Annotated in this window: 15 protein-coding genes; 14 read left to right on the top strand and 1 reads right to left on the bottom strand. The window is 67.1% G+C overall.

The features are described from left to right. Window positions 1-10: 10 nt before the first annotated feature. The gene (locus ACIBH2_RS09675) at window positions 11-199 is read right to left on the bottom strand and encodes a hypothetical protein (protein WP_397115288.1); all 189 of its coding nucleotides are present in this window, start codon (window positions 197-199) and stop codon (window positions 11-13) included. A gap of 74 nt (window positions 200-273) precedes the next feature. Between ACIBH2_RS09675 and ACIBH2_RS09670 the strand changes: the two genes are divergently transcribed. From ACIBH2_RS09670 to ACIBH2_RS09605, 14 genes are all read left to right on the top strand, one after another. Beyond that, window positions 274-1,197, top strand: coding sequence for a LysR substrate-binding domain-containing protein (locus tag ACIBH2_RS09670; RefSeq protein WP_397115286.1), 924 nt, complete (start codon window positions 274-276; stop codon window positions 1,195-1,197). A 73-nt stretch (window positions 1,198-1,270) separates the two neighbouring features. Beyond that, window positions 1,271-2,365, top strand: a complete 1,095-nt coding sequence (locus tag ACIBH2_RS09665) for an amidohydrolase family protein (protein WP_397115284.1) — start codon at window positions 1,271-1,273, stop codon at window positions 2,363-2,365. Between the two features lie 433 nt (window positions 2,366-2,798). After that, on the top strand, window positions 2,799-3,242 hold the full coding sequence (gene rpsP, locus ACIBH2_RS09660; RefSeq protein WP_397115282.1) for a 30S ribosomal protein S16: 444 nt from the start codon (window positions 2,799-2,801) through the stop codon (window positions 3,240-3,242). A 2-nt stretch (window positions 3,243-3,244) separates the two neighbouring features. Next, a complete protein-coding gene (locus tag ACIBH2_RS09655; RefSeq protein WP_067524163.1) occupies window positions 3,245-3,487 on the top strand; it encodes an RNA-binding protein in 243 nt (80 codons plus the stop codon). After that, window positions 3,488-4,024, top strand: coding sequence for a ribosome maturation factor RimM (rimM, locus tag ACIBH2_RS09650; protein WP_397115279.1), 537 nt, complete (start codon window positions 3,488-3,490; stop codon window positions 4,022-4,024). A gap of 5 nt (window positions 4,025-4,029) precedes the next feature. Beyond that, window positions 4,030-4,713 (top strand): tRNA (guanosine(37)-N1)-methyltransferase TrmD, encoded by a 684-nt coding sequence (trmD, locus tag ACIBH2_RS09645; protein ID WP_397116940.1) that lies wholly within the window; start codon window positions 4,030-4,032, stop codon window positions 4,711-4,713. 134 nt (window positions 4,714-4,847) lie between these two features. After that, window positions 4,848-5,102, top strand: coding sequence for a hypothetical protein (locus ACIBH2_RS09640; RefSeq protein WP_397115277.1), 255 nt, complete (start codon window positions 4,848-4,850; stop codon window positions 5,100-5,102). 169 nt (window positions 5,103-5,271) lie between these two features. Next, window positions 5,272-7,641, top strand: a complete 2,370-nt coding sequence (locus tag ACIBH2_RS09635) for a Tex family protein (RefSeq protein ID WP_397116938.1) — start codon at window positions 5,272-5,274, stop codon at window positions 7,639-7,641. Window positions 7,642-7,758: 117 nt separating this feature from the next. Beyond that, a complete protein-coding gene (locus ACIBH2_RS09630) occupies window positions 7,759-8,631 on the top strand; it encodes a hypothetical protein (RefSeq protein WP_397115275.1) in 873 nt (290 codons plus the stop codon). Between the two features lie 228 nt (window positions 8,632-8,859). Then, window positions 8,860-9,201 carry a 50S ribosomal protein L19 gene (rplS, locus tag ACIBH2_RS09625; protein ID WP_379401135.1) on the top strand — a complete coding sequence of 114 codons (342 nt, stop codon included), beginning with the start codon at window positions 8,860-8,862 and terminating at the stop codon, window positions 9,199-9,201. A 193-nt stretch (window positions 9,202-9,394) separates the two neighbouring features. Beyond that, window positions 9,395-11,269 (top strand): zinc ribbon domain-containing protein, encoded by a 1,875-nt coding sequence (locus ACIBH2_RS09620; RefSeq protein ID WP_397115273.1) that lies wholly within the window; start codon window positions 9,395-9,397, stop codon window positions 11,267-11,269. Next, window positions 11,245-12,033 carry a signal peptidase I gene (gene lepB, locus ACIBH2_RS09615; RefSeq protein ID WP_397115271.1) on the top strand — a complete coding sequence of 263 codons (789 nt, stop codon included), beginning with the start codon at window positions 11,245-11,247 and terminating at the stop codon, window positions 12,031-12,033. The genes ACIBH2_RS09620 and lepB overlap by 25 nt, the downstream gene beginning before the upstream one ends. Before the next feature lie 99 nt (window positions 12,034-12,132). Further along, window positions 12,133-12,828 carry a ribonuclease HII gene (locus tag ACIBH2_RS09610; protein ID WP_397116936.1) on the top strand — a complete coding sequence of 232 codons (696 nt, stop codon included), beginning with the start codon at window positions 12,133-12,135 and terminating at the stop codon, window positions 12,826-12,828. Between the two features lie 53 nt (window positions 12,829-12,881). Beyond that, window positions 12,882-13,187: a DUF2469 domain-containing protein gene (locus ACIBH2_RS09605; protein WP_011210678.1), complete on the top strand. Its 306-nt coding sequence runs from the start codon at window positions 12,882-12,884 to the stop codon at window positions 13,185-13,187. Window positions 13,188-13,280: the final 93 nt, after the last annotated feature.

The raw sequence follows: 13,280 nt of genomic DNA, 5'->3' as shown, positions 1-13,280 counted from the left end.
GGGGCCCGGTTCACGCCCCACCCAGCAGCCGGATCGCTCCGACAGGCTCCAACCAGGCGCGCACCCGCCCACACACGCAACGGGTGTAGACGACGGTGCCCTCCGATGTGCGGTGGCGCGACAGGGTTTCCGGCGGTCGGTGCAGCGGCCACCCGCAGTCCGGGCAGGTCGGGTGCTGGGATTCGGTGCGGGCGGTCATATTTCGAAGTATTCGGCGCGAAATATGTTCCGGTCCATCGAATAATTCCGCATCGAATCGTATTGAATAGCCACATGATCGACCCTCGATTGCTGACGCTGCGGGTGCTGCGCGAGCAGGGGACGGTCACCGCCACCGCCGCCGCGCTGCACCTCACGCCCTCGACGGTGTCGCAGCAATTGCGGCAGCTGGCACGGGAACTCGATGTGGCGCTGCTCGAGCAGATCGGGCGGCGGGTGCGGTTGACGCCCGCCGCGCACGCGCTGCTGCGGCATACGGACGCCATGGTGGCCGAATCCGAGCGCGCGCGAGCGGAATTGGCCGCGCACCGCGCCGGAATGGCCGGTGTGCTCCGGATCAGCGCCATGCCCACGGCCACCGTCGCCCTGGTGGTCGCGGCCGCCGCGCGACTGCGCGACGCGCATCCGGGATTGAGCGTGGAACTGGTCGAGGACGAGAGTCGACACTGCTTCGACCTGCTGCTGGCCGGTGACACCGATATCGGCGTGGTGCTGCCCGCACCCGGCAGCCCCAGCCCCGGCGACGCGCGCTTCGACCTGCGCCCGCTGCTCGACGAGCCGCAGGATCTGCTGGTTCCGGCCGATCACCCGCTGGCGCGGCGCGCCAGTGTCGCGCTGGCCGAGGCCGCCGCCGAGGCGTGGATCAGCGGGCCGGAACGCATCAGCCACCATCAAGCGGTGTCGACAGCGTGCGCCGCGGCCGGGTTCACGCCCCGAATCACCGGTCGCGCAATCGATTTCCTCGGCGTAGCGGCCATGGTGGCGCACGGCTTCGGCGTCAGCCTCGTCTCACGGCTGGTCTATCTGCCGCCGAATTGGCCGGTGGTGCGGGTGCCGCTGCACGGTGAACCGATGCCGATGCGACGCCATCTCATCTGTGTTCGGCGCGGGAGTGCCGAACATCCGCTCATAGCAGCGGGTTTGGCGGCGGTGCGCGAGGTGTGCCGGGAGCGCTCCGACATCACCGTGCTCGGGTGAGCGCCCGTCCCGGCGACCGCGTCCACGCTGCGTCATACTGCGTAGGACGTCCACCGAAGATCAGGAGGCCGGTATGCATCTGCGGGGAGTGGTTCTGCCGGACGACGAGGTGCGCGATCTGTGGGTGCGCGACGGCGCGATCTCTTACGAGCCGGTGCCCGGTGCCGAAACCCTCTGTGCCACAGGCTGGATCGTGCCTGGACTCGTCGACGCCCACTGTCATGTGGGCATTCGCTACGGCGGCGGCGACGAGGACCGCGACGGCGCGGTCGCCCAGGCCGAGACCGAGCGCGATGCCGGTGCGCTGCTGCTGCGCGATGCGGGCTCGCCCATCGACACCCACTTCATCGACGATCGCGCGGACCTGCCGAAGATCATTCGCGCGGGCCGCCACATCGCCCGCCCCAAGCGCTATATCCGCGAACTCGGCATCGAACTCGACGACGAGCGCGACCTGCCGGAGATCATCGCCGAACAGGCCCGACGCGGCGACGGCTGGGTCAAGATCGTCGGTGACTGGATCGACCGCTCCGTCGGCGATCTCGCCCCGCTGTGGAGCGACGCCATCCTGAAAGAGGCCATCGACGCCGCGCACCGCGAAGGGGCCCGCGTCACCGCCCACGTCTTCGGCGAAGACGCTCTCCCCGGCCTGCTCGACGCCGGAATCGACTGCATCGAACACGGCACCGGCCTCACCGACGAGACCATCGACATGATGGTCGCGCACGGCACCGCCCTGGTGCCGACGCTGATCAATATCGACACCTTCCCCGGCATCGCCGACAGCGCGGGCAAATTCCCCGTCTACGCCGCCCATATGCGCGATCTGCACCGCCGCTCCCGGGAGACGGTCGCCAAGGCGCACGACGCCGGAATCCCCATCTACACCGGCACCGACGCGGGCGGCTCGATCAAGCACGGCCGCATCGCCGACGAGATCGCCGCCCTCATCGGCGCGGGCTTCTCGGCCCACGACGCCCTCGGCGCATCCTCCTGGAACGCCCGCACCTGGCTCGGCCGCCCCGGTATCGAACCCGGCGCGCCCGCCGATTTCGTTGTCTATCAAGAAGATCCGCGCGCCAATCCGGCGGCGCTCGCGTCTCCGGCATGGGTGGTCCTGCGCGGCCGCGTCTACGACCGCCGCGACCCGGTTACCGGCCACCGCTGAATCTCGTCGTTTCCCCGCAGGCGCGAAGTGAATCAGTCATGCTTCACATGTTTGTGTAGCTCCAACCCAATGAGGCGATGACCATGGGATCCGTAGAAAGCCTGCTCACGGCCGTTCTGGCCGGACTGATCGTGAAACTCCTGACCTCCGGCAGCTCCGGCCACTGATCCGAACTCTCGGCCCATCGAGCCGTAGGATTCGATGGGCCGAGCGGTCCAGGCCCGGGCGGCCCGATTTCCGCGGCTCGTGACCCGTCTGGCAGAATGGTCGATCGTCCTCGTCGAGGACAGTGTCAGCCCGTCTCCGGTTACGTACCGCGCGGCGGTCACAACACTCAACGCAAAACCGGACCCATACGCCATATGGGCCGCTGAATTGCGACCGTGACCAATCAGGCTGCCTTGTGGCGGCCGCATGTGAAAGGCATCAGCTCATGGCTGTTCGTATCAAGCTGACCCGTATGGGCAAGATCCGCAACCCGCAGTACCGCGTCGTCATCGCCGACGCCCGTACCCGTCGTGACGGCCGCGCCATCGAGTCCGTGGGCAAGTACCACCCGAAGGAAGAGCCCTCGCTCATCGAGATCGACTCCGAGCGCGTGCAGTACTGGCTGGGTGTCGGCGCGCAGCCGACCGAGCCGGTGAAGCGTCTGCTGGAGATCACCGGCGACTGGCAGAAGTTCAAGGGCCTGCCGGGCGCCGAGGGCACCCTCAAGACCAAGGCCGCCAAGCCGTCCAAGCTGGACCTGTTCAACGCCGCGCTGGCCGCCGCCGACAACGAGCCCGTCGCCGAGGCCGTCACCCCGAAGAAGAAGGCCGCCAAGAAGGACGAGGCCGCCGAGGCCCCGGCCGAGGCCGCCACCGAAGCCGCCGAGTAATCATGAGCGCCGTTGTTGCCGATGCCGTCGAACACTTGGTTCGCGGCATCGTCGCCAATCCCGACGACGTCCAGGTCGAGCTGATCACCAGCCGCCGTGGCCGCACCGTCGAGGTGCACGTACACCCGGACGACCTGGGCAAGGTGATCGGTCGTGGCGGTCGCACCGCGACCGCGCTGCGCACCCTGGTCGCCGGAATCGGCGGTAAGGGTATTCGCGTCGACGTGGTCGACACGGATCAGTAGATGGAACTGGTCGTCGGGCGGGTCGCCAAGTCGCACGGAGTGCGCGGCGAACTCGTCGTAGAAGTCCGCACCGACGAACCGGAACTGCGGTTCGCGCCCGGCAGCACCCTCACGGGGCGGCTGCCGCGCGCGAAGACCACGCAGACATACGTCGTGGAGTCGGCCCGGGAGCACTCGGGCCGACTTCTCGTACGTCTGGAGGGTGTGGACGACCGCAGTGTCTCGGATGCGTTGCGCGGCATGCTCTTTGTCGTCGACTCGGCGGATCTGCCGCCGTCGGAGGATCCGGACGAGTACTACGACCACGAACTCGAGGGGCTCACGGTCCAGCTCGGGGACGGGACGGTCGTGGGCACCGTGAAGGAAGTTCTGCATTCGGCTGCGGGAGAACTGCTTTCGATCAAGGCGGGGGAGGCGTTTGCGCCCGCGGGGCGAGAGATCCTGGTGCCCTTCGTGACTCAGATGGTGCCGACGGTGTCCATTGACGAGGGCTTGATCGTCATCGATCCCCCCGAGGGACTGCTGGATCCGGAGTGACCGCGATGCGTATCGACGTCGTCACCATTTTCCCCGAGTACCTCGAGCCCATGCGAACGGCCTTGTTGGGCAAGGCGATCGACAAGGGCATCCTGGAGGTCGGCGTGCACGATCTGCGGCGCTGGACTCACGATGTGCACAAGGCCGTCGACGATTCGCCCTACGGCGGCGGTCCGGGCATGGTGATGAAACCCGTGGTGTGGGGTGACGCCCTCGATGAGGTGTGCCCCGATGACGCGCTGCTCGTCGTGCCGACTCCGGCGGGTGTGCCCTTCACCCAGGAAACCGCCCAAAGATGGTCTGCCGAAAAGCATCTCGTCTTCGCGTGCGGGCGCTACGAGGGCATCGACCAACGCGTCTTCGATGACGCCGCCCGGCGTGTGCGCGTCGAAGAGGTCAGTATCGGCGACTACGTGCTGATCGGCGGCGAGGCCGCGGTGCTGGTCATGACCGAAGCGGTCGTACGCCTCATTCCGGGCGTACTGGGCAATCAGCAATCCCATGAACAGGATTCGTTCTCCGACGGACTCCTGGAAGGCCCGTCCTACACCCGCCCGGTGTCCTGGCGCGGCCTCGACGTACCGGAGATCCTGCTCTCCGGCAATCACGCCAAAATCGAGGCGTGGCGGCGCGAACAGTCCCTGGAACGCACCCGGGCGCGCCGTCCTGATCTCCTCCCGCCCGACTGAGCGCTATCGTTTCGCCTGCTCGCATTCGTTTCGGACGAGGAAAGGCAGGCGTGGAAGTGTTCCGTAGCAGTGTCTTTTTCAAGAGCGTTGTCGTATTAGCCGGGAGTGTCGCCATCGTCGGGTTCGGTCCCGCTGTGGCACAAGCCTTCACACCGCAGGACGAACTGCGCTTCACCTTGATGGGCGATCAGCAGCAGTCCGAGTTCTACAAGCGGGTCTCCGTCTCGCTGGGCCACAAGACCTGCGCCGAGATCGACCGCCACGGCGCGTCGCGCAAGGCCGCCCTCATCGCCTGGGACCGCCGCAATCCCGACACCAACACCGGCCTGAATGGCTTGACCGCCACCGAGATAGACATTCTCGCCTACTGCCCGCGGCACCTGCTCTAGCCGAGGTCGACGCGCTGTCCGCCCCCGGCGCGCCCGGGGGCGGAAAGGCGACGATCGCGACTTCCGGTGCGGCACTGTGTCGCGCTGTCGGCGGACGACGGTAGTGTCTGCGGGCGTGACGACAGCCTCCGAAACCGTCAACGCAGACAGCACCGGAACCGAGAGCACCGTGCGACTGGCGAGCGTGAGCCGCCGCATCGCCGATGAGCTAGGGGTGCGGGATGAACAGGTGCGCGCCGCAGTCGAGCTGCTCGACGGCGGATCCACCGTGCCGTTCGTCGCCCGCTACCGCAAAGAGGTCACCGGTGGCCTGGACGACGCGCAACTGCGGCAGCTCGACGAGCGCCTGCACTATCTGCGCGAAATGGACGAGCGCCGGGCGTCGATCATCGAATCCATTCGCGGCCAGGGCAAATTGGATGCCGCGCTGCACGCGCAGATCATGCTCGCCGACACCAAGGCGCGCCTGGAAGACATCTACCTGCCTTACAAGCCCAAGCGTCGCACCAAGGCGCAGATCGCCCGCGAGGCCGGGCACGAGCCCGTCGCCGACGCGCTGCTGACCGACCCCACCACCGATCCCGCCCAGTACACCGCCGAACAGCTCGACGGTGCGCGCGCCATTCTCGTGGAGCGCTTCGCCGAGGACGCCGACCTGGTCGGCGAATTGCGCGAACTCATGTGGACCCGCGGCCAGATCACCTCCACGGTGCGCCCGGGCAAGGAAGAGGCGGGCGCGAAGTTCTCCGACTACTTCGAATTCAGCGAGCCGTTCGAGAAGCTGCCGTCACACCGGATTCTGGCGCTGCTGCGCGGTGAGAAGGAAGAGGTGCTCACCCTGCACCTCGAACCCGATACCGAAGAGCCGGAGCCGGGGGAGCGCACCGTCTACGAGGGCCGCATCGCGGTGAAGTTCGGCATTGCCGACCAGGGTCGCGCCGCCGACAGCTGGCTGCTCGACACCGTGCGCTGGGCCTGGCGCACCAAGCTCCAGGTGAGTCTGGGCATCGACACCCGTATGCGGTTGCGGCAGTCCGCCGAACGCGATGCCGTCGACGTGTTCGCCGCCAACCTGCGCGATCTGCTGCTGGCCGCTCCGGCGGGCACCCGCACCACCATGGGCCTGGATCCCGGCTACCGCACCGGCGTCAAGGTGGCCGTCGTGGACGCCACCGGCAAGGTGGTCGCCACCGAGGTCATCTACCCGCACAAGCCGCAGGGGCAGACCGAGAAGTCCCTCGCCGTGCTGGGCGCACTGGTCGCCCGGTTCAACGTCGAACTCATCGCCATCGGCAACGGCACCGCCTCGCGCGAGACCGATGCCCTTGCCGCCGAACTGATTTCGCGTATTCCGGAGAACAAGCCCACCAAGATCGTGGTCTCCGAGGCGGGCGCGTCGGTGTACTCCGCCTCGGCCTACGCCTCGCAGGAGCTGCCCGATCTGGATGTGTCGCTGCGCGGCGCGGTCTCCATCGCCCGCCGCCTCCAGGACCCGCTGGCCGAGCTGGTGAAGATCGAGCCCAAGTCCATCGGCGTCGGCCAGTATCAGCACGACATCTCCGAGACCCTGCTCGCCCGCTCGCTGGGCGCGGTGGTCGAGGACGCCGTGAACGCGGTCGGCGTGGATGTGAACACCGCCTCGGTGCCGCTGCTCTCGCGAGTCTCCGGCATCGCCACCTCGCTGGCGGAAAGCATTGTGGCGCACCGCGATCAGAACGGCCCGTTCACCAGTCGCGCGGCGCTCAAGAGCGTACCGCGCCTGGGCCCCAAGGCATTCGAGCAGTGCGCGGGCTTCCTGCGCATTCGCGGCGGCGAGGATCCCCTGGACACCTCCGCCGTGCACCCGGAGGCCTATCCGGTGGTTCGGCGCATTCTCGACTCCACCGGGCGCGGTATGGCCGAGCTCATCGGCAACACCACGGTGCTGCGCTCGCTGAAGCCCGCCGAGTTCACCGATGAGAAGTTCGGTGTCCCCACCGTCACCGACATCATCGCCGAACTCGAGAAGCCCGGCCGCGACCCGCGCCCGGAGTTCAAGACCGCCGAATTCGCCGCGGGGATCGAGAAGGTCGCCGATCTGGTGCCCGGCATGGTGCTCGAGGGCGTGGTCACCAATGTGGCGGCCTTCGGCGCGTTCGTCGATGTGGGCGTGCACCAGGACGGCCTCGTGCACGTGTCGGCCATGTCGCACACCTTCGTCAAGGATCCGCGCGAGGTCGTGAAATCCGGTGACGTGGTGAAGGTCAAGGTCATGGAGGTGGATGTCCCGCGCCAGCGCATCGGGCTGTCGCTGCGCCTCGACGACGAACCGGGCGCGGCCAAGCAGGCCGACGGTGGACGGCCGCGCGGGCAGGGGCAGCGTGGTCCCGGCGGCGGTGGTCGCCCGCAGCAGCGCACCGGGGGACAGGGCAACGGCCGCACTGGCGGTCAGGGCCAGCGCAATGGGCAGGGCAACCGGGGCGGGCAGGATCGCCGCCAGTCCGCGCCGAGCGGTTCCATGGCCGACGCGCCCCCGTCGCGATTCGTTGCTGGCCGGTGACTCGATGTCGCTGCACAATGGGCAGGGCGGTTCGGTGCTCGCCCGATCGGATCGTGACGGCAGCGCGCCCCGCCCGCTCGGCGCGTGGTGAGTATCGATCGGAGAATCAGCGGACTGATGGCAGGTCTACGGCGGTGGCTCGACGAGGTCGTGATTCCGAGCGGGCGACTGCCATTGCTGTGCCTGCTGTTCGGCTTCATCCTCGGCTTCGTGCTGATTCGCATCAGCGTGCGGTTGATCCGGGCCAAGGTGCGGTGGTGGCCCGGCAATGTGCGGGCCGGTGACACCCACATCCACCACATGGTCTTCGGCGTGATCATGGTGCTGGCGTCGGGGGCCGGGTTGATCACCCTCTACGACAACGGCGTCGCCACCATCAGCGCGCTGGCCACGGTCTTCGGCCTCGGCGCGGCGCTGGTGCTGGACGAATTCGCGCTCATCTACTACCTGCGCGACGTGTACTGGGAAGAGCAGGGCCGCACCTCGGTGGATGCCGTGTTCGTGGCGGTGGCGGTCACCGGGCTGCTACTGCTTGGCTTCCATCCACTGTGGCTGCTGGACATCAACAATGTCCGCCACGAACCCACCACGGCCGCACGGGTTTTGGTGAGCCTGTTCTCCATCGCCAATCTCGCGCTGGCGGCCATCGTCATCGCCAAGGGCAAGATTTGGACCGGCCTGTTCGGCATGTTCTTCCCGCCGCTGCTGGTCGTGGGCACGCTGCGGCTGGCCCGCCCCGGCTCGCCCTGGGCGCGCTGGCGCTACGGTTCGCGCGCGAAAACCATGCGCCGCGCCATCATTCGCGAACGCCGCTACCGCCGCCCGGTCATCCAGGCCAAGATCTTCGTCCAGGATCTGATCGCCGGAAAACCCGATGTGGTGCACGTCCGGCAGGCGACCGAGGAAGAGCTGGCCCGCACCGTGGTCCCGGCCCCGCCCGCGCCTTTGCCGACCCACCATCTGATCGGTAGCCGCAAATCCGCTGACTGACCGCTGTGCCAGGATCGACCCGGTCGCACGCCGCGGACCTGGCCCGCACGGGTGACGGACGCAACCCGATTTCCGGCGACCCCGCGCCATCTGGCACAATGCTCAGGTTGCCTTGGGCGCACTCTGTCGCGCCCACCGGCACCGCCCAATTATCCGGAGCATGAACCGGTCGCGCGCATCCAGCGCCGCCAGGGTCCTCTGTTCGCGCGAACTTCCAAAAGGACGGACATGAACACCCTCGACTTCGTCGATGCCAACTCGCTGCGCAGCGATATCCCCGACTTCCGCCCGGGTGACACCGTGAACGTGCACGTGAAGGTCATCGAAGGTAACAAGGAGCGCATCCAGGTCTTCAAGGGCGTCGTCATCCGACGTCAGAACGGCGGCATCCGCGAGACCTTCACCGTGCGCAAGGTGTCGTTCGGTGTCGGCGTGGAGCGCACCTTCCCGGTGCACAGCCCCAACCTCGACAAGATCGAGGTCGTGACCCGCGGTGACGTGCGTCGCGCCAAGCTGTACTACCTGCGCGATCTCCGCGGCAAGGCCGCCAAGATCAAGGAAAAGCGCTGAAGTAGCTTTTCCCGAGGGCGACAACAGCTCTCGACCGAACTGCCGAGTAGCCCGGCACCGTGCGATTTCGTCGCGGTGCCGGGCTACTCGTAGGTTGGCCAATCGGATCCGGACAATCCCGGCTGTCTGAAAACTTGCAGTTCGGAAGCGCATTCTCGAACTTCGGTGAGATCCGTTCGGATACCATTCGAACATGGGTTCGACGTGGGTAACTCGGTTTTCGCCTCGGGCAGGTTGTCCGATCGGCGCTCGCCGGGAACGACTCTTCTCGTTCACGACCCGAGCACATGCGGCAGTCGATGACGCGACCGGTGAGCCGATCGGGCTCGACGAGGTCGATATACGCGTCGGATGGCTGCTGGACGTGGTTGCCGCCGCTGGACGGGACCTGCTGGCCCGCCTTTGGGAATCGGCGACGTTCGATGTGCTCGCCGCCAACCGTGATCGCCACGATCGCAAACTACCGGCCCAAGGCCATGTCGCCGCGGCCCGTCTGGGCTGGATCCCAACCTATCCCGACGGAACCTACGTGCCCTCGCGGGTGACTCGAATGGTGACCACGCAAGTGATGGCGACCTTGCGGACCATGGCCTACCGCGACGTCGCAATCGCCTCACTGTGCGCCCGATTCGATCCTTCGACCGCGCCCGCCAGCGCGGAGGACTATGTGCCGTCAGGTTTCGCGCGTGGCGTTCGACGTCAGCTCGCGGTCCTCTCTCGCCACGGTGGCGGGGCGACGGGGGAGCGACTGCGGATCACCGACGTGCAGGGACCGCCCCGGATGGCGGCGATCGCCAGGCTCTCGGCCGCCGATCAGCAGCTCGCGAAACTCGCTGTAGCTGAACGTGAGCTGGTGTTGACGGTGAAGCTGCCGACCTGCGCCGCCCCTACGGAACCGGCGCATTGGCTGCGGATCCGCCTGACGGCGGCCATCCCCGAACACCTTCGGGACAGGGAGATCACTGACTGGCACCTACCGAGTCTGGTCCTCGACCGTCGAGGTCTGCTGTGGCGATGTGCCGCAACCGAATTGGTTCCCGGTGGTGACCTGGCGGCCCGTACGGTCGCGGTCGGGGTCGATTGGTCTCCGGCGGCACTCGGGGCGGTCGCCCTGGTCTCCGAGGGTGCGGGCGGGTTGTTCTCGGACTACCGGGGGTGGACTTACGACGACCGAGGGCTCGGGACCAAATTGGCGCGCCTGCAAACCGAAGGACAATCGCTGCATCGGAAAGCCGCACGGTTGACCAGACTCGCCGCGACCGCTTCAACGGAGGTTCGTTCGGCTCTCGAGGCAAAGATCGCCGTGCTCGATGGTCATCGCGCCGCAGTCGGCGCGAAACGGCGGAAGATCAATCGGGAGCTGGCATTTCACTTCGCCCGTCAGGTCACTGACTACGCCGACGTGGCGGGTGCTCGGCTGATCGCGGTCGAAGACCTCACCACCCTCGAGCCCCGTGCGCGCGGGCGGTCCAACAACAATCGGGCCGCACAGTCCGCTCGCCGCCAAGCGGTTTCCGCGCTCACGCATACCTCCGCCAGAGCGGGTATCACGGTGGTTTCCGTGCCCGCACGAGGATCGTCGGCGAGGTGTCCGGGCTGTGACGAACCACTGTGCCGCCCAGGCGGTTACCACACCGCGTGGTGCCGACAGTGCCGAATCGGCGGGAATCGTGACCACATCGCCGGGGTCAACCTGGCCAAACGCGCGCTACTCGGCAAGGACAAAATCAGCCGACGGCGTGGACGGCTGCCTGCGGTCCGCGTCGCCGACCACCTGCCGGTTCATCACTGCCGCGAGAAGATCGGACCGACACCGCGTAGACCTCGACACCGACGGGTCCGCCGACGTCTGTCCGCCTCGAGACCGCGGACGGAGGTGAAATCGAACCGGGCTGTTCCTGCATCACGAGCGTCGGTGTGGGACACGGTCGAACCCGCACCATCGTCGAATGATGTGAGTAGCCGTGAAATACGTATATCCCTGGTGGCCGCTACTGAAGTGGCAGCCCACGTGGGAAGTACGCAGACGCTACTCTGTTCCGCGTGGCAGACGAGAGCGAGTCGGTGAACCTTTCCAAGGATGACGAACAGCCCGGAGGGGCGGCGTCGGCGAAGGGGAAGAAGCAGAAGAAGCAGCGGCCGTTCTGGCAGGAACTGCCGATGCTCATCGGTATCGCGGCCGTCATCGCCGCGCTCGTGGTGACCTTCATCGGTCGCCCGTACGTGATTCCGTCGCAGTCCATGGAGCCGACCCTGCACGGGCGCAATGGGACCGGCGACCGGATCTACGTGCAGAAGCTCAGCTACTACTTCGGCGATCCGAAGCCGGGGGATGTGGTGGTGTTCGTCGGGCCGACCGACGACTGGAACAAGAGCTACCGCTCGATTCGCTCGCAGAACACCGCGGTGCGCGGGGTGCAGAACTTCCTGTCCATCTTCGGGCTGGTGCCGCCGGATGAGAACGACCTGGTGAAGCGGGTCATCGCCACCGGCGGGCAGACCGTGCAGTGCTGCGATGAGCAGGGGCGGATTCTGGTGGACGGCAAACCGCTCGACGAGCCCTATGTGAAGTTCAACAATCCGTTCGATCCGGCGCGGCCCGATATTCCGTTCAATGCCGGTGGGCGCGCGTTCGGGCCGGTCAAGGTGCCGGACGGCAACCTGTGGGTGATGGGCGACAATCGCGCCGAATCCGCCGACTCGCGGTACCACATGCGCGACGAGTTGCAGGGCACCGTGCCGGTCGACGATGTGCGCGGCAAGGCCGTGTTCAAGATCTGGCCGCCGAACCGGTGGGGTCCCATTCGGTCCGAGGACCCCCAGACCAACTGAGCACGGGGAGATAATCGAACGGTGGGGACAGGCAATGGTGCGGGCCGCCCGAAGAACGGCGCGGCCCGGGCGGGTAACGGCGGGCGCAAGCCGCAGCGGGTGAAAGTCCAGTGGGAGGGCGGTGATTGGCCGCCGCGCGTGGTCATGCGTAAGTCCGCCGGGCTACGCACCCTCGAATCGGCGCTCATTCGCAGCGGGCTCGGGCCGGTGGCCGGGGTGGACGAGGCCGGGCGCGGCCCCTCCGCCGGACCGCTGGTCATCGCCGCCTGCCTGCTACCGCCGAAACCGCTACCCGCGCTGGCCGGGCTCGACGACTCCAAGAAACTCACCGAGGCGGTGCGTGAGGAACTGTTCCCGGTCATCCAGCGCGTGGCCCTGGCGTACCGGGTGGTGGTGGTGCCCGCGTGGGAGATCGACGCCATCGGCATTCACGTGGCCAATATCGAGGGCATGCGCCGCGCGGTCGCCGGACTCGATCCCGCACCGGGCTATGTGCTCAGCGACGGGTTCCGGGTGCCCGGTCTGCCGGTGCCCTCGCTGCCGGTCATCGGCGGCGACGCCTCGGCGGCCTGTATCGCCGCGGCCAGCGTGCTCGCCAAGGTGACGCGCGATCGGATGATGGTCGAGCTGGACAAGCAGTTCCCGGGCTACGGTTTCGCCGCCCACAAGGGCTACAACACACCCGAGCACAACGAGGCGCTGGAGCGGCTCGGACCGACCAGTGAGCACCGTCGATCGTGGCGAAACGTACGAGAGACCGGCCGAGTGGCTACCGACACCGCGTATGCGGGATGATGTAGTAACACGCCAGTGTGGCCAGTGTGGCGAGAAGGAGGATTTTCCACCCGATGAGCGCCGAGGATCTCGAGAAGTACGAAACCGAGATGGAACTCTCCCTGTACCGCGAGTACAAGGACATCGTCGGTCAGTTCTCGTACGTGGTGGAGACCGAGCGTCGCTTCTATCTCGCCAACTCCGTCGAGCTGCGACCGCAGAACGCGGACGGCGAGGTGTATTTCGAGGTGCGGATGTCCGATGCGTGGGTGTGGGACATGTACCGGCCCGCCCGTTTCGTGAAGCACGTTCGAGTCATCACGTTCAAGGACGTCAATATCGAAGAACTGGAGAAGCCCGACCTGCGACTCCCGGAGTAGTCGGTCGGGAGCCCCGGTTATCCCCAGACCGGGCGGTATCCCCAGAGTTTTTGTTTTCCCAGGTCAGCGTGGGCGGGTCCGAAACCGGACCCG

The sequence above is a fragment of the Nocardia sp. NPDC050406 genome (genome assembly GCF_044459025.1).
Classification (GTDB): Bacteria; Actinomycetota; Actinomycetes; order Mycobacteriales; family Mycobacteriaceae; genus Nocardia.
Note: the sequence above shows the minus strand (reverse complement) of the source record. Positions and strands in the feature narration are given on the sequence as shown.

What these genes read in the sequence shown, in the direction of transcription:
- ACIBH2_RS09665 (WP_397115284.1), top strand. Translation starts at nt 1,271, where the DNA reads ATGCATCTGCGGGGAGTGGTTCTGCCGGACGACGAGGTGCGCGATCTG.
- trmD (WP_397116940.1), top strand. Translation starts at nt 4,030, where the DNA reads ATGCGTATCGACGTCGTCACCATTTTCCCCGAGTACCTCGAGCCCATG.
- rplS (WP_379401135.1), top strand. Translation starts at nt 8,860, where the DNA reads ATGAACACCCTCGACTTCGTCGATGCCAACTCGCTGCGCAGCGATATC.
- ACIBH2_RS09655 (WP_067524163.1), top strand. Translation starts at nt 3,245, where the DNA reads ATGAGCGCCGTTGTTGCCGATGCCGTCGAACACTTGGTTCGCGGCATC.
- ACIBH2_RS09630 (WP_397115275.1), top strand. Translation starts at nt 7,759, where the DNA reads ATGGCAGGTCTACGGCGGTGGCTCGACGAGGTCGTGATTCCGAGCGGG.
- rimM (WP_397115279.1), top strand. Translation starts at nt 3,488, where the DNA reads ATGGAACTGGTCGTCGGGCGGGTCGCCAAGTCGCACGGAGTGCGCGGC.
- ACIBH2_RS09675 (WP_397115288.1), bottom strand. Translation starts at nt 199, where the DNA reads ATGACCGCCCGCACCGAATCCCAGCACCCGACCTGCCCGGACTGCGGG.
- ACIBH2_RS09620 (WP_397115273.1), top strand. Translation starts at nt 9,395, where the DNA reads ATGGGTTCGACGTGGGTAACTCGGTTTTCGCCTCGGGCAGGTTGTCCG.
- ACIBH2_RS09670 (WP_397115286.1), top strand. Translation starts at nt 274, where the DNA reads ATGATCGACCCTCGATTGCTGACGCTGCGGGTGCTGCGCGAGCAGGGG.
- rpsP (WP_397115282.1), top strand. Translation starts at nt 2,799, where the DNA reads ATGGCTGTTCGTATCAAGCTGACCCGTATGGGCAAGATCCGCAACCCG.
- ACIBH2_RS09605 (WP_011210678.1), top strand. Translation starts at nt 12,882, where the DNA reads ATGAGCGCCGAGGATCTCGAGAAGTACGAAACCGAGATGGAACTCTCC.